Raw genomic sequence first — 19282 nt, forward strand, 5'->3', positions numbered from 1 at the left:
CGAGGCGGGCGCCGCCGTCGCCAGCGCCGCCGCCGCGAGGGCAAGGCTCATGCCCGCGGCAAGGAGCCGTCCCCGGCCCGGACGTGCCTGCACGGTGGTCTCCTCGAAGGGCGGGGATGATGGCGGTCATTGGACCACCTCCGGCTGTGGAATGCGGCGTCCGTCCCTGTATCCGGAATATCCGGATAATCCAGACTCAGCCGAACTCAGTCGGCCGACTCATCCCGGTCGGTGCCCGGCTCCACCAGCGACCGGGCCGCGGCGTACGGGTCCAGCTCACCGGCGAGTACGGCGTCGGCCAACTCGCCGAGCCCCGTCTCCCGCTCGTCCCAGCGGGCGCGCAGCATCCCGGTGGCCAACGCCTCGACCTCCTCCCGGGCTCGCCGCCGGAGCCGACGCGCCAGCTCACCGGTCTCGGTGAGCCAGCCCCGATGCCGCTCCAGGGCCTCGGCCAGCTCACCGATCCCGGTGCCGGATGGCGCCACCGCGGTGAGCACCGCCGGCTGCCAGGACCCGGCCGGCCGGTCGGCGAGCCGGAGCATGCCGCGCAGGTCGCGGCGTACCTGGTCGGCGCCGTCCCGGTCGGCCTTGTTGACCACGTACAGGTCGCCGACCTCCAAGATCCCGGCCTTGGCCGCCTGGATCCCATCGCCCATCCCGGGCGCGAGCACGACGACCGTGGAGTCGGCGAGGGCGGCGATCTCCACCTCGGACTGGCCCACTCCGACGGTCTCCACCACGACCACGTCGAAGCCGACCGAGGCCAGCACTCGTAGCACCTGCGGCGTCGCCCAGGCGAGCCCACCCAGGTGACCGCGCGAGGCCATCGAACGGATGAAGACTCCCGGGTCACCGGCGTGCTCGGTCATCCTGATCCGGTCGCCGAGCAGCGCACCGCCGGAGAACGGCGAGGACGGGTCGACGGCCAGCACCGCGACCCGGCGACCGCGAGCGCGCAGCTCGGCGACCAGGGCGGAGGTGATCGTGCTCTTGCCGACCCCCGGTGCCCCGGTCAGCCCGACGACATGTGCCGAGCCCTCCCGTGCCGCCTCGGCGGCGAGGGCTCCGAGGATCGGGCCGAGCCCGGCACCGCCACCGACCGGAGCGTTCTCGACCAGGGACACCAGCCGGGCCACCGCCCGGGCGTCACCGGCACGTGCCCGGCCGACCAGTTCCGCCGGCCCGGTGGGGTCAGGGGACACGCACGATCAGAGCGTCGCCCTGGCCACCGCCGCCGCACAGTGCGGCGGCACCGACGCCACCGCCGCGCCGCTTGAGCTCGTGGGCGAGGGTGAGCACCACCCGGGCCCCGGACATCCCCACCGGGTGACCCAGCGCGATGGCGCCGCCGTTGACGTTGACGATCGACGGATCCAGGCCGAGCTTGCGACTGGACTCGATGCCGACCGCGGCGAACGCCTCGTTGAACTCGACCAGGTCGAGGTCGGCGGCGCTCAGCCCCTCCTTGGCGAGCGCCGCGGCGGTCGCGTTGGCCGGCTGCTCCTGCAGCGTCGTGTCGGGTCCGGCGACCATGCCGTGGGCACCGATCTCGGCCAGCCAGTCCAGCCCCAGCTCCTCGGCCTTCGCCTTGCTCATCACCACCACCGCGCAAGCCCCGTCGGAGATCTGGGAGGCCGAGCCCGCGGTGATGGTGCCGTCCTTGCGGAACGCCGCAGGCAGCTTGGCCAGCGACTCGGGCGTGGTGTCCGGCCGCACCCCCTCGTCGGCGGAGACGACCATCGGCTCCCCCCGGCGCTGCGGGATGGTCACCGGCACGATCTCGACGTCGAAGAGCCCGTTCTTCTGCGCGGCGGCGGCCTTCTGGTGGCTCTCCGCGGCGAAGGTGTCCTGCTCGGTCCGGGACAGCGGGGTGTGAGCGGTGTTGTAGTCCTCGGTCAGCGCGCCCATGGCCTGGCTGGTGACCTGGTCGTAGAGAGCGTCGTAGGCCATCGAGTCGACCAGCGCGGTGTCGCCGTACTTGAACCCCTCGCGGGACTTCGGCAGCAGATGCGGGGCGTTGGTCATCGACTCCATGCCACCGGCGACGACGATCTCGCACTCGCCGGCGTTGATCAGCGCGTCGGCGGTGGCGATGGCGTTGAGTCCGGACAGACAGACCTTGTTGATCGTGATCGACGGCACGTCCATCGGCAGCCCCGCCGCGATGCCGGCGCTGCGGGCCGGGTTCTGGCCGGCGCCGGCCTGGATGACCTGCCCCATGATCAGGTAGTCGACCTGATCGGCGGCGACTCCCGCCTTCTGCAGGGCCCCCTTGACAGCGACGCCGCCGAGATCGGCGGCGGAGAGCGACTTCAGGCCACCCAGCAGGCGACCGATCGGGGTGCGTGCCCCGGCCACGATGACGGTTCCGGACATGATGCCTCCAAGAGAATGCGCGTGTCAGCGAGCCTAACCATCGCCCACTCACGGTGGCAGGGACAGTGGTCGGCGGCGACTGTGCCCATCGTCACACACCCTCGCACCGCTTCCCGGCCCGCGCCACAGTGGGGCCATGACCGCACTCGACCCGACCAATGCCGCACTCGCGCCGCTGTTCTCCCGGATCGACCACGTCGGCATCGCCGTCGCGGACCTGGACGCGGCCATCGCGTTCTACGCCCGGACCTTCGGCATGCAGCTGGTGCACCGCGAGACCAACACCGAGCAGGGTGTCGAGGAGGCGATGATCGCGGTCGGCGATCCCGGCGTCGACGGCAACCGGATCCAGCTGCTCGCGCCGCTGGACGAGGACTCCACCATCGCGAAGTTCCTGGACCGCAACGGGCCCGGCATGCAGCAGCTCGCCTACCGGGTCGCCGACGTCGAGCAGGTCTGCGCGACCCTGCGCGAGCGCGGCGTACGCCTGCTCTACGACGCCCCGCGACGCGGCACCGCCGACTCCAGGATCAACTTCATCCACCCCAAGGACGCCGGCGGCGTCCTGGTCGAGCTCGTCCAGCCCGCACCGCACTGAGAGGTCGCGGAACCTCTGAGCGACACCGGTCCCGGGCCGGGGTGGCATCCGTCACAGGAACCCCCGGCGCCGATTACCGATCAGTAGGCTCCGGTGGCCAGAGCCCCCGCCCAGTGCCAGAGCGGCGACACCGACCCCGTCATCAGGAGCCCACCGTGCAGCAGATCCTCGACGCCATCCTCGCGGGTGAGTCCGGCAGCGACGACTTCGCCGCCCTGCCGCTCCCCGACCACTACCGCGCGGCGACGGTCCACAAGGACGAGGTCGACATGTTCGAGGGCATGGCCACCAAGGAGAAGGATCCGCGACGGTCGTTGCACGTCGAGGACGTCGCGACGCCCGAGCTCGGCCCCGGCGAGGCACTGGTGGCGGTGATGGCCTCGGCGATCAACTACAACACGGTGTGGACCTCGATCTTCGAGCCGGTCGCGACCTTCGGCTTCCTGGAGCGCTACGGCAGGCTCTCGCCGCTGGCCAAGCGACACGACCTGCCCTACCACGTCGTCGGCTCGGACCTGGCCGGCGTGGTGCTCGCCACCGGTCCGGGGGTGCACCTGTGGCAGCCCGGCCAGGAGGTGGTCGCGCATTGCCTGTCGGTGGAACTGGAGAGTCCCGACGGTCACAGCGACACCATGCTCGACCCCGAACAGCGGATCTGGGGCTTCGAGACCAACTTCGGCGGCCTCGCCGAGGTGGCGCTGGTCAAGGCCAACCAGCTGATGCCCAAGCCGGCGCATCTGACCTGGGAGGAGGCCGCCTCCCCCGGCCTGGTCAACTCCACCGCCTACCGGCAGCTGGTCTCGCGCAACGGCGGCGACATGAAGCAGGGCGACAACGTGCTGATCTGGGGCGCCTCCGGCGGCCTCGGCGGTTTCGCCACCCAGTACGCCCTCAACGGTGGCGCCACCCCGGTCTGCGTGGTCTCGAGTGAGGACAAGGCCGAGATCTGTCGGCGGATGGGCGCCGAGCTCATCATCAACCGCCGGGCGGAGGACTACCGCTTCTGGAACGAGGACGGGACGAGCCAGAACCCCAAGGAGTGGCTGCGGCTGGGCAAGCGGATCCGCGAGCTGACCGGCGGCGAGGACATCGACATCGTCTTCGAGCACCCCGGCCGGGAGACCTTCGGCGCCTCCGTCTTCGTCACCCGCAAGGGCGGCACCATCACCACCTGCGCCTCCACCAGCGGCTACATGCACGAGTACGACAACCGCTATCTGTGGATGAACCTCAAGCGCATCATCTCCTCCCACTTCGCCAACTACCGCGAGTCCTGGGAGGCCAACCGACTCATCGCCAAGGGCAGGATCCACCCCACCCTGTCGCGCAGCTATCCCCTCGCCGAGGTCGGCCAGGCCGCGCTCGACGTCCACCAGAACCTGCACCAGGGCAAGGTCGGCGTCCTGTGCCTGGCCCCGCAGGAGGGGCTCGGCGTCCGCGACCCCGAACTGCGTGCCCAGCACCTCGACGCCATCAACCGCTTCCGCGGCGTGTAGCGCGCCACCGCCCGCGAGCCGCCGCGGGCAAGAACACAGCGAACACCCAGCCGATATCGCTGGTGGAGGCAGGCGTTGGCGGGCCAGGTGTGGGACGCTTGGAGCGAGCAGCTGAGAGCACGTCGAGCCCACCGACAACAGGAACAGGAAGCCGCCGCACCATGAGCAACCAGGGTCTGTCCATCTTCGACGACGAGCCGAAAGGCACCACCGCCGGCAGCGCGGATGGCGAGAAGACTCAGGCACTGCCACGGGTGCCCGGACGCGAGGGCCGAGCGGCACCCGGGAGTACGGCGACCGGGCCGACCAGCGCACCGCCGGCCATGTCGACCAGCCCGCTGCCGACCGTCCGGCGCGGCGGCTACGACACCGCCGCGGTCGACGCGCGGATCCAGCAGCTGACCAGCGCACACTCGGCCGCCTCCACCGCCGTGAACGCGGCACAGCGCCGGATCTCGGAGCTCGAGCAGCAAGTGACCGACCTGCGCGCCGAGCTGGCCGACACCAAGAGCCCCACGTACGCCAGCCTGGGCGGGCGGGCCAGCGCGATGCTGCGGCTCGCCGAGGAGGAGGCCGCCGCGGTCAAGGAGTCGGCGGAGAAGGAGGCGGCGGCGATCCGCGAGCAGGCCCAGCGTGAGGTGGCCGCCGCGAAGGCCGCCGCCCAGCGCGAGATCGAGTCGCTGCGCAGCTCGCACTACAGCGAGATGGACGAGCACCGCGCCAAGGTGATGGCCGAGGCGGAGCAGACTCGGTCGTTGGCGCGCGCCGAGGCCGAGGACCACATCGCCGGCGCCAAGCGCGGGGCCGACCAGCTGCGGTTGGCGGCCCAGCAGGAGACCACCGAACTGCGTACCGCCACCCAGCGCGAGGTGGAGAAGGCACGCGCCGGTGCCGACCGCGAGGTCCAGGAGGCCCGCCGGATGCTGGCCGTCGAGAAGGAGCGACTGGCCCGCGAGGCGGCCGACCACCACGAGTCGTCACTGGCCGAGACCAGGCGTCTGGTCGAGGAGGCGGAGAATCGTGCCACCGCCGCCGAGGAGCGGGCCCGCGTCGCCGGGCAGCAGGTCGCGGCCCAGCGGCTGGAGGCGCAGCAAGAGGCCGAGAGCCTGCTCTCCCGGGCCAAGCGGGACGCCGAGGCGATCCTGGCGAAGGCGCGCGCCGAGGCCGAGCACCTCGGCGCCACGGCGACGCTCGAGGCCGAGCGGGCCCGGGCGGCGGTCACCGCCGAGCTCGGCCGGCTCAGCAAGCGCCGCGACGCGATCGCGGTCCAGCTCTCCTCGCTCACCGACCTCGTCGCCGGGTTCGGCAAGACCGAGGACGAGCAGGCCGAGGAGGTCCCCGCCGCGACCGACGCCGACAGCGAAGACAGCGAAGACAGCGAGGACAGCACCGACGCCGCCGACGCGGAGAGCACCGACAGCACCGAGGAGCAGGCCGACAAGGACGGCGCGTGACGGAGTCCGACGCCGCCGAGGGACACGGGCGCTCGGAGCCCGGCCCACCCGATCCGGCGGTACGGCGGGACTCCGCCGAAGACGACACCGAGACCACCGCGGACGCCCAGGAGCCCGCGGACACCCGGGAGGACACCCAGGAGGACGCGAGCAGCGACGAGGTCGACGAGCCGCCGCTCGGCGTACCGGGTCCGCCGTTCTCCCGGCGCGCTCCCTTCGTCTGGGGCGTACTGGCCGGGCTCGGCCTGCTCACCGCGTTCGCGATCGGCAGCATCGTCTACTCGATCAGCAGCGTCATCGTCCAGGTGGTGGTGTCGCTGTTCATCGCCGCCGGGATCAATCCGATGGTGGTGGCACTGGAGCGGCGCGGCATGCGACGCGGCTTCGCCGTCATCGTGGTGATCCTCGCGGTGCTAGCCGGACTGGCCCTCTTCGTGGTCGCGCTGGTCCCGGTGATCAGTGACCAGGTGCAGCGGATCAGCGACAACGTGCCGACCTGGTTCAACCAGCTCGAGAACAACCAGTGGGTGCAGAACCTCGACGACGAGTACCACATCCTCGACAAGATCCAGAGCTACGTCACCGGCGGCAGCTTCGTGAGCTCGCTGTTCGGCGGCGTCCTCGGCGTCGGGCTCGCGGTGCTCGGATTCCTGGTGAACGCCTTCGTGATCATCGTGCTCACGCTGTACTTCACCGCCTCCTTCGACAAGACCAAGCACGCGATCTACAGCCTCGCCCCGGCCTCTCGCCGGGCCCGGGTCGCGAAGCTCGGCGATCGGATCTTCGACAGCATCGGCGGGTACGTCTCGGGCGCCTTCATCGTGGCCGTGTGCGCCGGGGTGAGCTCGGTGATCTTCCTGTTCGCGATCGGGATGAGCGACTACGCCGTCGCCCTGGGCTTCGTGGTCATGCTGACCGATGTGATCCCGATGATCGGCGCGACCATCGGGGCGGTGATCGTCTGCCTCATCACCTTCGCCAGCACCGATCTCAAGACCGGTCTCATCGCGGTGATCTTCTACGTCATCTACCAGCAGCTGGAGAACTACGCGATCTACCCGCGGGTGATGGCTCGCTCGGTCGACGTACCGGGCCTGGTCACGGTGATCGCGGCACTGATCGGTGCCTCGCTGCTGGGAGTGGTCGGCGCGTTGCTGGCCATCCCGACCGCCGCGGCGATCCTGATGATCGTGCGCGAGGTCTTTGTCCGGGCCCAGGACCAACGCTGAGTCTGCGGAGCGCTTCGGACCAGGCCCGGTGACGAAGGTCGTCGAGGCCAGCGGTCGATGATCGCGATTCGGATGGTGGCGAAGCCGAGCCGGTGTCCCGACGAGGTTGATGCCGTACGCGGCGGGCTCGGGTCTCTGCAACGTCCGGCATCGAAGACCGATGGGCGTCCTCCACAGGCACCTCGTCGGCGGTGGCAGAGGGCCCGGCTGGCCCGGGACTTTCCCGCCGCCAACCTCGAGTTCGGCTCCCAGCAGGACCCGAGCGCCACAGCGTCTGGGCTGCGGTCGTCGATGTGGACGCAAAGGACCGCCTTCTCGGCGCCGAGGGACCGATCGACGCTGCGGAGCTGAGCCGTCAGATGGATACCGCTCACACCGATGCGGTCGCGTGCGGGCCGATGCGACCGCGGACCGGAAGCCTGACCCACCTGATCACGACGGCAGTCGTGATCAGGACTCGGTGATGACGATCGCAGCAGCGGTCACCTCCTCGCCCTCGACCGCAGGTGCCCCGATCGCCCGGGTCCGCGTCACCAGGGCCACACAGACCAGCAGGCAGATCAACCCCACGGCCGCCAACGGCACGGCACCTCGCCCCGGCAACAGATCCGGCAACGTCCCGAGCGCCCCACCGATCGCGAACTGCATCGCACCCGCAACCCCCGACGTGGCCGCAGCCCGGGTCCGCGAGGCCACGATGGCCTCCGAAGAAGCCAATGGCACCACGATCCCAGCCGCCCACAACACGACTGTCAACAAGGCACACGCCGGAATCAGCGCATCGGGAGATACCACCGAGGCCAGCAACATCGCCAGCGCGCCCACCGCCCCCACCGACGCACCGGTCAGCATCGCCCGGCGCGTCCCGATCCACCGCTGCAACAGCGGCGCCATCTGGAACCCCACGATCATCGCCGCAGCATTGACCGCGAAGACGATCCCATATCCGATCGCGGAGAGACCGAAGTGGTCCCGGAAGATGAACGCCGAAACCCCGATATAGGCGAACAGCACTCCGAAGCCCACGCCGCTGACCGTCGCCGGCATCAGGAACCGGGCACTGCCCAACAACGGCAACGCTCCTCGTATCCCCGACGTCCCCGCGACCTCCATCGGAACCGCTGGCCGCGACTCCGGCAGATTGCGCGCCACGATCACCGTCAACATCAGCCCCAGGGCCGCCAACGTCAGGAAGAGGCCACGCCAATCGGTCACCGCCAGCGCCACCCCACCCAACACTGGAGCCAGGATCGGCACGGAGGCCAACACCACCATCAGTCGCGACAGATGCCGCGTCAGATTCTCCGGGTCCAGATCCGCGATCACCGTCCGCGCCAACGCGATCGAGACCCCGGCAGCCAGGCCCTGCGCGACCCGGAGACCGGCCACCACCCAGATGTTCTGAGCGAACGCACACAACACCGTCACCGTCACCCACACCGACATCGCGACCAGCAACGACGGCCTCCGCTTCCGTCCCGGTGACGACAGCCCCGAGACCAACTGTCCCAAGGCCAACCCAGCGATACACGCTGTCACCGTGGCATGAGCCGCCGCGCCAGAAGCATCCAGATCCGCCTCGAGATCAGGAAGACCCGGAAGATAGAGATCCATCGACAACGGCGCAAACGCCGTGATCGCCGCGACAATGGCCAACATTCGCATGTTCATGACGGGTGCTTCCGGGCGTGGGGCCGCGGGGCCGGCCTCGTGGGTCGTTGGCCCCGCGGAGAGCGGGTGGGCGGTCAGAGCGCGAGGAGGATCAGGATCAAAACGCCATCAGGTTGTCGCGGAGGGTCCCACCGGTGTACTCGGTGCGAGAAAGCCCGCGCCGCTGCAACTCGGGCACGAGGCCTTCTGTCAACTCGATGATGGAGCGCCGGTTGCTGAGACCAGTGAAGAGGAAACCGTCACCACCCACCTCCTCCATCGCCTCCTCCATCTGGCCGGCGATCGCGTCTGGTGTGCCGTAGAGGTCGAGGCAGGAGATCGAGAACCCGTCGGCGACCTCACGGAGTGTCTGACCGCCTTGCCCCGTCTTGATGAAGCGATCGAGATAGCCGGCGTGGCCATTGGTCCGCATCTCCTGGTCCAGCGGAGCATCGACGTCATAGCGGGAGAAGTCGATCTCGGTGAGGACCGAGAGCGTGCACAGCAACGCTTCCAGCGGCTCCTTACCGCGCTCCTTCATCTCCAGTGCCTGCTCCTTGCTGTCGGCGATGAAGGGCCGAATGATGAAGAGCATCTTGAGATCGTCGGGGTTGCGTCCGGCCTCGGCGGCGTAGGAGCGGACATCCTCGCGGTAGCGCTTCATCTCTCCCACGCCGGTCATCGAGGCAAGGACCGTGTCTGCGTTCGTGCCGCCGAAGCGACGCCCGCGCGGCGACGAACCGGCCTGGCAATAGACCGGCTTCCCGCCCAGCGGTGGCAGTGTGTTGAGCGGGCCCCGGGAGCGGAAGTACTTCCCCTCGAAGTCGATCGCGTGGACCTTGTTGCCGTCGACGTAGGTGTTGGTCTCTCGGTCGAGGACCACCGCGTCCGGCTCCCAGGAGGAGAGCAGCCTGTTGACCACCTCGACGTACTCGTCCGCGACGTCGTAGCGGTCGTCGTGGGCCGGCAGCTTGTCGATGCCGAAGTTCTGTGCCGCCCGGTCCTCGCTCGAGGTCACGATGTTCCAACCGGTCCGCCCATCCGAGAGATAGGACAGGGTCGCAAGTGTCCGCGCCAGCATGTAGGGCGGGTAGAACGAGGTGGATGCGGTGGCGATCAACCCGATGTTCTTCGTCTCGCGGGCGACCACCGGCACCAGCGAGAGCGGGTCGTGCTTCGGACCATGCGAGCCCCACTTCAGGTTGGTGTTGTGCGATCCTGCGTAGACATCGGAGACCATCAGCGAGTCCTCGTACATGACGTAGTCGAAGCAGGCTCGCTCGAGCGCCTTCGCCATCTCGATGTGGAACTCGCCGGTCGGCCATAGGTGGGTGTCCGATCCGGACCAGCGGCCGGCGAAGCCACCGCGGGTGAACGACGTGAAGACGCCGAGGTGGAACGGGGATGCACTCATCAGTCCTCCGGGGGTCGGCACTCGCGAGCGGCGAGCGCGGTCGGTTAGGCGACGTCATCGATGCGGAGTCGCTGGTTCAAGGGGAGATCCGGGACCCGGTCCCAGACGAGACCACGGCGACGCAGTTCGGGAACGAGCCCCTCGCAGACCTGGTCGATGTAGCGCCGGGTGATCATGCCGCCGCCACCGGCGAAGATCAGGAAGCCATCGCCGCCGACCTCCTCGTACGCGTGCTGCATCTGGTCCGCAACGGTCGCGGGCGTCCCGGCCAGCGGTAGCGCTTCGAACTCGTCGCGACAAGCGGCCTCGCGGAGCGGGAGGTCACCGGCCCATTTGCGGAACGACTCGAGGATTGACTGGCTGCCGTTGGTGGAGTCGACGTGGTCGGGAAAGGGGCGGTCGAGCGGGAAATGCTTGAAGTCGACCGAGTCGCTCATCATCAGCAGACGCCGCTCGGCGTGATGATCGGTGACCGCTCGCCGCTCGGCACGACGTCGCCGCGCCACGGCGTCGGTCTCCTCCAGGAATGGGGAGATCATGAAGAGGATCTTGACCTCGTCGGGATCGCGTCGGTTGAGTTCCGCACGGCGACGGATCTCACGGCGGTAGTCCTTCATCTCCGCGATCCCCTTCGCCGAGGAGACGATGACATCGGCCGACCTGGCCGCGAACTCCCGGCCGGTCGGGCTGCCACCTGCCTGGAAGATCGGGGGCAGGTCCTGGATCGGTGGCAGCGCGTTGAGCGGGCCGCGGACATCGAAGAAGCGCCCGTGGTGATCGATCGGGTGGACTCTGGTGTGGTCGACGAAGACCCCATTGACCCTGTCGAGGACGACGGCGTCCCGATCCCAGGAGCTCCAGAGCTTCTTGACGACCTCGACCATCTCCTCCGCGATGAGATAACGCTCGTCGTGGTCGGGGAGCTGATCCATCCCGAAGTTCTGAGCAGCCTGGTCGCTGGTGCCGGTCACGACATTCCAGCCCACCCGGCCACCGGTGAGGTGGTCCAGGGTCGTCACCAGCCGTGCCAGGAGGAACGGTTGGTAGAAGGTCGAGTTCATCGTGGCGATGAAGCCCAGTCGTTTGGTCGCCGCTGCGAGGACGGGGATCAGCGGCAGCGGGTCCTGCTTCGGCCCGGCGACAGTGTGCTTCAACGTGGCCTGGAAGTCGCCGCCGTAAGCGTCGGAGAGATGGACGCCGTCCTCCAGCATCATGGCATCGAAGCCGGCGCGGTCGAGTGAACGCGCCATATCGACGAAGAAGTCGCCGTTCATCCAGTCGGCACCGGTGTTGCCCGACCAAGGGACATTCCACCCGGGGACCAGGTAGTTGATGAACCAGCAGAGCCGCATCCGAGGAAGCGCCATCTCAGCGCACCCGCCCGGGGTCTCGGGGCGCCATCAGAACGCCAACAGGTTGTCGCGGAAGTACTCGTGCTCGTAAGAGGTGCGGGTCAGACCGCGGCGCTGGAGAGCCGGGATCAGACCGTCACAGATCTCGTTGATGTAGTTACGCGTCATCGGACCCGAGATCAGGAAACCGTCGCCGCCCACATGCTCCATCACCTCACCCATCTGGTCCGCGACGTTCTCGACCGATCCGATCAGATCCACTGCGTTGATGTTCCAGCCCGCCGCGATCTCGCGCAGTGTCTTGGTCCCGTTCTCGCCGAGACGGATGAACTCCTTCAGGGTGGTGCGGTGGCCGTTGGTCTCGATCCCCTCGGGGAGCGGGGCGTCAAGGTCGAATGTGGAGAAGTCGACCTCGGTCAGGGCGCTCATGTGCGCCAGAGCCTTCTCGACGTTCGTCTCCCGCCGCGCGGCCGCCGCGGCGGCGGTCTCCTGAGCCTCGGCGTCGGTCTCGGCGATGACCGGGCTGACGATGAAGAGCATCTTCAGGCTGTCGGGGTTCCGCCCGGCAAACTCCACGCGCTGGCGGATATCGTCCCGATACGCCTTCATCCGCTCCCTGCCCCGCGACTGGGTGATCATCGTGTCGGCGTGCTCGGAGGCGAACTGACGGCCCCGCGGACTTCCGCCGGCCTGGCAGAACACCGGCTTGCCCTGCGGCGACGGGAGCGTGTTCAGCGGCCCTCGGACGGAGTAGAACTGACCCTTGTGGTCGATCCTGTGGACCTTGTTGTGGTCGACGTACTGGCCGGTCTCACGATCCATGATCAACGCGTCAGGCTCCCACGAGGACCAGAGCTTCTCGACGACCTCGACGAACTCATCCGCTCGGTCGTAACGCGCATCGTGCTCGTAGAGCGTGTCCAATCCGTAATTCTGCGCCGCGCGGTCCTCACTCGAGGTGACGATGTTCCACCCGATCCGCCCACGGGAGAGGTGGTCGAGCGTCGACATGGCGCGAGCAAGCTGGAACGGCGGATAGAAGCTGGTCGACGCGGTGGCGACAATGCCGAGCCGGGTCGTCGCCGCCGCGAGGAGGGGGGCGAGCGCCAACGGGTCGTGTTTGGGGGCGTAGAGGTGATGCTTGAGGTCGGCACGCGAGGTGCCCTCGAACGCATCCGAGACCATCGAGGAGTCCTCGAGCATCATGTAGTCGAAGCGAGCACGCTCAAGGGCCCGAGCGAAATCGACGTAGAACTGGCCATCGGCCCAGGTGCTGCCGATATCTCCGCTGAAGGTGTCCTCCCAGATCGGCGGGGCGAAATTGGTGAACCATCCGAGATGAAACTTCTTGCCCACGTCGTCTGCCTTTCAATTCTTCGGTTCGACCCGAACCGCCCTTGAGTTGACGCGCCCTAGTCAGTCCGGCCGAGATTGCATATCCAGCACGCCACGATGTCCCGCCGATTTCGCCGCCGAGTGGCCGCGACGCGCCGCTCCCGCACCGTCCTGACCTGCACCGATGCAGAGCCGGGCGGGAGTTAAATGGACGTTGCGCCGGATTGCGGCACAGTCGGTTCTGGGCACCGCCGGCACGGCGGAGACAACGATCGGCCGAGTAATCGAGATATCGGCGTTCCCTCGGGGATGTACGCACCGATCGCGAGCTCACCGGCCAGCAACGACGCCACGGGGCGAGCAGAGCGACTCGTCGTCGCAGCATCCGGCTCGCCGGCCACCTCGGTCCTCCCCGGTGAACGCCGACGTGCGGCCCGACGGCGTGCGTGCCAGGTGGGCGCGAAGCGCCCACCGACTTCGGCGCCGCGGCGCTAGGTGTTCTGTCCACGCAGGTTGGGCACGAGGTCGGCTGGTGACTTGCCGCCGAGCGCGGTGTGGCCACGGTGGACTCTTCTATGTTTCGTCAAGCGGTCTGCGGATCGAGGTCAGGCGCAGCGTGGAGTGTCTCGAGGGCTCGGTAGAGCTGGCGGGCGAGGTAGCGCTTGAGGCAGCGTCGTATCTCCTTGGTGGTGCGCCCTTCGGCGCGGCGCCGTTCGACGTAGGCGCGGGTGTCGGGGTCGTGCGTCATGCGCGTGACCACTGCCATGTGCAGTGCTCGGTTGAGCCGCCGGTCACCGCCTCGGCTGAGCCGGTGACGAGTGGTGTTGCCGGACGAGGCTGGGATCGGATTGACGCCGGCCAGGGCAGCGAATGCTGCTTCAGAACGGACCCGACCGGCGTGTGACCAGGCGGTGTAGACCACCGCGACGGTAACTGGGCCGATGCCGGTCCTGTCCAGCAGTACGGCGGCTTTGCTTGCGCGGATGAGGCTGGCCATTTGTGCGTGGTTGACCGCGAGCTCGTCGTTAAGTGCGATCACTCGCTTGGCTAGCCGGACTGCCTCGGCGCGAGCGGTGAGGATTGCAAGGTCTTCGCTGCGCGTGCGCCAGCGGGCGACCTCGCCGATCTGACTCGTGGTCAGCGGCTTGCGGGCATCGATACTCAGGGCGGTCGCGCGCAGCAGCGCTGTGAGCGCGTTGACGGTGGCGGTGCGTTCGGTCGTCATGTGCTCGCGGGCTGTGACCAGAGTGCGCAGCGCGGCACGGATGCCGTCGTCGCTTCGTGGGCGACGCAGCTGGTCAGGTTCGAGTGACAACACTGCGGCAGCGATCCTGCGGGCGTCCAAGGGGTCGGACTTGCCTGTGTCGCGATGGGCTCGTGCGTCCATCCGAGCAGCCTCGACGATCTCGTAACCGGCTCGGGTCACCGTCGACGCTAGGCGGGCGCCGTAGGTGGCGATGCCTTCGATAACCCACAGAGTGTCGAGGTCGCCGCCGGTGCGGCGTGCTGCCCAGGCGATCGCCCGATTCAGGCCGGCATCGGTGGTCGGGAACTGCTCGGTGGCGATCAGCTCGCCGGTCCCGGCGACCAGGAGGGCGAGGGTGTGAGTGCGGGCGTGGGTGTCCACTCCGATGACGAACGGGTGTGCATGCGCGACGATGGTCACGGTGGCGGGCTTCCTTCCAGGCGAGGGACAGATCCGGCCGCCGACACGGCCGGCGCCGGCCTGGATGGAAGTCACTTCGGGGCAGCACTGTGATGAGCCACGACCCGCCGTTTGACACGTCGAGCGGCGGGGACGGGCAGTCTTCTGATCAAGTCACCGAGGTGGAGCCGGGTCAGCGTCGGCCGCCCGCCATGAGCCGGACAAGTCCACCGAAACGCACCCATCGGGGCGAGTGATTGTATGAGTCACGACCCAGGGCGAAGCGACCGCCGCTAACCCTGCCAGCCAGTCCCAGACCGGCCACCCGAAGACTCACAGTGATTGTAGGTGTGGACCCAGTTGGTGAAGAGGTCTGCGCGTTGGGCTTCTGAGCCGTAGGGGCGGGCGTAGGCCCATTCCTCGAGCATGGTCCTGTTGAATCTCTCCACCTTGCCATTGGTCTGAGGTCGGTAGGGCCGGGTGCGCTTGTGCGTGATCTGGCCGAGGGCGGCGGCAAAGTCGCGGGAGCGGTAGCAGGAGCCGTTGTCGGTCAGCACGCGTGCCACGGTGATGCCCACGGAGTTGAAGTAAGCATTGGCGCGTAGCCATAAGCCGGCCGCGGTCTCCTTGCGCTCATCGGTGAGCAGCTCACTGTAGGCCAGCCGGGAGCAGTCATCGACGGCGTTGTGGATGTACCAGTAGCCCATCCCGCGGCGACGGTTGCGCTTGCCCCCAGCACGACCCAGGACCTTGTGTCCGCCGCCGTCGGGGATGCGGCCGAGCTTCTTGATGTCGACGTGGACCAGGTCGCCGGGGGCCTCGTGGACATAGGAGTGGACCTTGCGCCGGGCCCCACTTGATCCGCACCCCGGTGCCGGGGTCGGTCCAGGCCAGGGGTGGGCAGCCGTAGCGATGCAGGATCTTGTGCACCGTCGAGGGCGCCAGCCCCTGGGCACGCAGATGGTAGGCGATCCGGGCCGATCCCCAGCGGCGCGTGACCCGCAGCCCCAGCACGCGACGTTCGAGCCGGGCAGGAGTGCGTCGTGGGCTGGCGTGCGGCCGCGAGGACCGGTCGACCATGCCTGCCCGGCCATGAGCGCGGTAGCGATCGGCCCAGCGTCGGGCGGTGGTCACCGAGCAGTTCCATCGGTCCGCAGCTCGGCGCAGCGGCCAGCCCTGGTCGACGATGAGCTGAGCCAGACGTAGCCGACCGGCCGGAGTCAGACAGGCGTTAGCGTGGGACAACGAAGACCTCCGTTGTGAGCAGGGTGTGGTTGCGTGGTTGCTCCACACCTCACTCGGAGGTCTTCGTCATCGTCCAGCCGGCACGCCGTACCTAACGTCCGTGGTCAGTACACCTAGGTCGGCCGATCTGGACATGGAGGTCCCGCCTTCCCGGCTCGGCCACGAAAGACCCCGCGAGGTCAGAAGGCGGTCAGGTTCCCGCGCAGCGTGTCGCTGTCGTACGCGGTACGGGCGCGACCCAGCCGCTGGAGCGCGCCGACAAGACCATCGGTGATCTCGGTGATCCCGCGCCGGGAGCCGCCAGCCGCGATCAGAAAGCCGTCTCCCCCGACCTCGTCGAAGATCTCAACCATCGCTGCGGCGACCTTGTCGGGAGTGCCGACGAAGGTGGGATGGGTGTAGCGGACCGCCCAGCGCCCGGCTGCCTCGCGTGGAGTGGAACCCAGACCGAGGAACTTCTCCAGAGTCGTTCGGTGGCCGTTCGTCTGGAGAACCGGGAAAGGCCGGTCGAGGTCGAGGTCGGTGAAGTCGATCTCGGTCAGCGCGCCCATGTGCCCCAACGCCACCTCGACGCCGGCCTGGCTCGGGTGGAGCATCTGCTCCCAGCGCTCCTCGGCCTCCTTCTGGGAGCTGCCCAGCACGGGCGTGGTGATGAACATGACCTTGATCGCGTCCGGTTCGCGGCCAGCGGCCTTGGCCCGCTGACGGATGTCGTCGCGGAACTCCCGCATGTCGGCGACTCCCTGCGAAGCCGAGATGACCGTGTCGGCGTGCCGGGCGGCGAATTCCCGGCCCCGAGGGGAACCGCCGGCCTGACAGTAGACTGGCCTGCCCGACGGCGGCCGCGGCACGTTGAGCGGCCCTCGTACGTCGAAGAAGCGCCCGTGATGATGGACCGGACGGACCTTGGTGTGGTCCACGTAGACGCCGCGCTCGCGATCCATCACGACCGCGTCGGGGTCCCAGGAGGACCAGAGCTTCTCTACCACCTCCACGAACTCATCGGCCCTCTCGTAGCGCAGGTCGTGCTCGTAGAGATGGTCCAGACCGAAGTTCTGGGCCGCACGGTCCTCACTGGAGGTGACGATGTTCCAGCCTGCCCTACCCTGCGAGATATGGTCGATCGTGGCGATCGAACGGGCCAGCAGGAACGGCGGGTAGAACGAGGTCGAGGCGGTCGAGATGATCCCGATGTGCGACGTCGCCTTGGCCAGGATCGGCGCAATGCTGAGCGGGTCACCCTTGGGCGCGTACAACGAGTGCTTGAGGTCGATCTCCATCGAGCCCCCGTAGCCGTCGGAGACCATCGAGGAGTCCTCGAGCATCGCGTAGTCGAAGCAGGCTCGCTCCATAGAGCGGACCCAGTCGGTGTGGAAATCGCCGTTCATCCACTCACGCGCCTCGCTCTCCAGCACCCAGGGGCCGGTCCATGCGGTGGATCGGCTGAAATTCATGAACCAGCCGAGGTGCATCTTCTTAGGCGCCATGCTGCTCTCTTCCCGAGCCCCGTCGTACGCCCCTCCAGGTGGTGATCACGTGGTCTCCAGGTCCTTGATCCACATGAAGCTGGCGCCGTGGCCCCTGATGTTGGTGATCGCCTCGGCAGTCGGGCTGATGTAGGGCAACTGCGCCAAGGGGACGATCGGCAACTCCTCCACCAGGACCTTCTGAGCCTGCTTGATGAAGGCGTTCTGCTCCTCCGTGGTCTTTGCAGTGGCCAGGCCCGCGATCGCCTTGTCCACGATGCTGTTGGAATAGTGGATCAGCACCTGGGTCGGCTCGCTCGGGAAGAGCAGCTGTAGCGCGTAGAGCGAATCGGGGACCAAGGGTGTGGACTGATTGTCCAGCCACATGGTCAGCTCCGCCGCGGTGAGCTTGGTCTGGAAGCTGTTGGGGTCCATCGCCTCGAGCTGGATGTTGAGGCCGACCGCCTTGAGAGAGGACTGGATCAGGATGGCGATCGTCTTGAGCGAGTTGTCACCCGACTTGTACTGCAGCGTGATCGACTCGCCGGCGTAGGGAGCGAGGAGCGACGTCGCCTTGTCGAGATCCTGGGTGTAGTTCCAATACTCATCGGTGGCGCCTTGGAGGAAGCTCGAGATGACGCTCTTCATCGCCGTGGCCTGGCCTTTGTAGACGCTCGAGACGATCTCATCGAAGGGCAAGGCGTACGCGATCCCCTGGTGGAGCGCGACGTCCTTGAAGGGTGCCTTGGAGTTGTCGAAGCCGATGAAGACGAAGCCGGTGGTCGTCACCGAGGTCACCTTCGCAGCCGAGCTGGACTCCACCGCCTGCACCTGGGTTGGGGAGAGCGCGTCGATGATGTGGGCCTTGCCCTTGAGCAGCATCTGGAGCTGCGTGTTGGACTCCGTGGTCTGGCGCCAAGTGACCGTGTCGAAGGGCTTCTCCCCCCAGTAGTGGGGGTTGGCCTCGAACTCCACCGCCGAACCGTCGCTGTTGACCGACTTGAGGGTGTACGGCCCGAAGCCGCAGGCGTTCTTGCTGATCCAGTCCGAGGCCCACTTGTCCGTCGAGGTGGCGTGCTTCTTGGCCTCGACGGAGTCGTAGATCGGGACCACGAAGCTACCAAGGAGCTGGAGGAAGTAGTTGCGGGCTACGACCTGCGGCAGGGAGAGCTTGATCGTCTTGGCATCCGGTGCCGTGACCTGTTTGATGTCGGTGATGCCGATTCGGTTGAGGAAGATCCCGGAGTACCACTTCATGTCCAGGTTCCGCTCGAAGGACCAGAGCACGTCAGCCGAGCTGAACTTGTTGCCGTGCGGACTGGTGATGGCGGTGTTGAGGGTGAGAGTCCACTCGAGCTGGTCCTCACTCGCCTCCCACGTGGTCGCCAGGGCCGGCTTCGGATCGAAGTCCTTCAGGTAGGCCGTCGCGTCCGCCAGCTTGGGTGGGGTGGAGGTGTCGAAGAGCGAGTCGTAGAGGACCGGCCAGACGGTCAGTGCAGTCGCCGAGAGATTCGGGTCGAAGACCGTACCGGCCAGGGAGGAGGCAACGACCAAGGAGTCGATCGCGGTGCCGGAGGAGCCGCCGGAAGGGGCGGTCGTCCCGGTGCCGCAGGCGGACAGGAAATTGGCGAGCCCGCCGAAAGCGAGGGCACCGCCCGCGCCCCTCATGAGGCTACGGCGGGTGAACGCCGCCGAGGCCAGTCGCTGTTCCTCTGCATTGGGCCGAAGCATGGCGTGCTGCGTTCCAGAATTCTGTGTCATGACTCTTATCTCTCTTACTGTGACCGCGAGGGTAGGTTCCGAAACAGAGAATCGTTGCGGTGCGGAGTTTGATCACATTGTACGTAGATTCAGTGAATTTTGATCACGCTCGATGTTGCTTTTCAATTTCGCCACGACTGCACCGCCAAGAAAAAGACTTCCGCATATTTTCGAGTGCACGTTGAGTGGATCGGCCTGTCACATATCGACCGATACGGACGAGACTCGCGATCCCCTCCCGCGGGCGCCGTCAGAAGGAGG

The 19282-nt window shown here is 67.7% G+C and carries 13 protein-coding genes and 1 pseudogene; 4 read left to right on the forward strand and 10 right to left on the reverse strand.

Annotated features, from left to right (window positions below):
• Nucleotides 1-206: 206 nt before the first annotated feature.
• Both meaB and QM638_RS16965 read right to left on the reverse strand, forming a co-directional pair.
• Nucleotides 207-1202 (reverse strand): methylmalonyl Co-A mutase-associated GTPase MeaB, encoded by a 996-nt coding sequence (gene meaB / locus QM638_RS16960; protein ID WP_415143773.1) that lies wholly within the window; start codon nt 1200-1202, stop codon nt 207-209.
• Nucleotides 1192-2376, reverse strand: a complete 1185-nt coding sequence (locus QM638_RS16965) for an acetyl-CoA C-acetyltransferase (RefSeq protein WP_415143775.1) — start codon at nt 2374-2376, stop codon at nt 1192-1194. The genes meaB and QM638_RS16965 overlap by 11 nt, the downstream gene beginning before the upstream one ends.
• 136 nt (nt 2377-2512) lie before the next feature.
• On the opposite strand from QM638_RS16965, the gene mce reads away from it, so the two are divergent.
• The 4 genes from mce (at nt 2513) to QM638_RS16985 (ending at nt 7153) form a co-directional block, all read left to right on the forward strand.
• A complete protein-coding gene (gene mce / locus QM638_RS16970) occupies nt 2513-2974 on the forward strand; it encodes a methylmalonyl-CoA epimerase (RefSeq protein ID WP_415143777.1) in 462 nt (153 codons plus the stop codon).
• A gap of 155 nt (nt 2975-3129) precedes the next feature.
• Nucleotides 3130-4470: a crotonyl-CoA carboxylase/reductase gene (ccrA, locus tag QM638_RS16975; protein ID WP_415143779.1), complete on the forward strand. Its 1341-nt coding sequence runs from the start codon at nt 3130-3132 to the stop codon at nt 4468-4470.
• Nucleotides 4471-4631: 161 nt separating this feature from the next.
• A complete protein-coding gene (locus QM638_RS16980) occupies nt 4632-5924 on the forward strand; it encodes a hypothetical protein (RefSeq protein WP_415143780.1) in 1293 nt (430 codons plus the stop codon).
• The gene (locus QM638_RS16985) at nt 5921-7153 is read left to right on the forward strand and encodes an AI-2E family transporter (RefSeq protein WP_415143782.1); all 1233 of its coding nucleotides are present in this window, start codon (nt 5921-5923) and stop codon (nt 7151-7153) included. Before QM638_RS16980 ends, QM638_RS16985 begins: the two co-directional genes overlap by 4 nt.
• Nucleotides 7154-7603: 450 nt before the next feature.
• Here the strand turns inward: QM638_RS16985 and QM638_RS16990 are convergent, their stop codons facing one another.
• The 8 genes and pseudogenes from QM638_RS16990 to QM638_RS17025 form a co-directional block, all read right to left on the reverse strand.
• Nucleotides 7604-8824: an MFS transporter gene (locus QM638_RS16990; protein ID WP_415143783.1), complete on the reverse strand. Its 1221-nt coding sequence runs from the start codon at nt 8822-8824 to the stop codon at nt 7604-7606.
• 97 nt (nt 8825-8921) lie between these two features.
• On the reverse strand, nt 8922-10217 hold the full coding sequence (locus tag QM638_RS16995) for an NtaA/DmoA family FMN-dependent monooxygenase (RefSeq protein ID WP_415143785.1): 1296 nt from the start codon (nt 10215-10217) through the stop codon (nt 8922-8924).
• A 44-nt stretch (nt 10218-10261) separates the two neighbouring features.
• The gene (locus QM638_RS17000) at nt 10262-11584 is read right to left on the reverse strand and encodes an NtaA/DmoA family FMN-dependent monooxygenase (RefSeq protein ID WP_415143787.1); all 1323 of its coding nucleotides are present in this window, start codon (nt 11582-11584) and stop codon (nt 10262-10264) included.
• Between the two features lie 33 nt (nt 11585-11617).
• Nucleotides 11618-12925, reverse strand: a complete 1308-nt coding sequence (locus QM638_RS17005) for an NtaA/DmoA family FMN-dependent monooxygenase (RefSeq protein ID WP_415143788.1) — start codon at nt 12923-12925, stop codon at nt 11618-11620.
• Nucleotides 12926-13487: 562 nt separating this feature from the next.
• Nucleotides 13488-14570 carry an IS110 family transposase gene (locus tag QM638_RS17010; RefSeq protein WP_415143790.1) on the reverse strand — a complete coding sequence of 361 codons (1083 nt, stop codon included), beginning with the start codon at nt 14568-14570 and terminating at the stop codon, nt 13488-13490.
• Between the two features lie 272 nt (nt 14571-14842).
• Nucleotides 14843-15794 (reverse strand): annotated as a pseudogene (locus QM638_RS17015) (IS481 family transposase).
• Between the two features lie 179 nt (nt 15795-15973).
• Nucleotides 15974-17281, reverse strand: a complete 1308-nt coding sequence (locus tag QM638_RS17020; RefSeq protein ID WP_415143792.1) for an NtaA/DmoA family FMN-dependent monooxygenase — start codon at nt 17279-17281, stop codon at nt 15974-15976.
• Between the two features lie 45 nt (nt 17282-17326).
• Nucleotides 17327-18928: an ABC transporter substrate-binding protein gene (locus QM638_RS17025; RefSeq protein ID WP_415143794.1), complete on the reverse strand. Its 1602-nt coding sequence runs from the start codon at nt 18926-18928 to the stop codon at nt 17327-17329.
• Nucleotides 18929-19282 lie beyond the last annotated feature (354 nt).

The sequence above is a fragment of the Nocardioides sp. genome (assembly GCF_047606145.1).
Lineage (GTDB): Bacteria > Actinomycetota > Actinomycetes > Propionibacteriales > Nocardioidaceae > Nocardioides.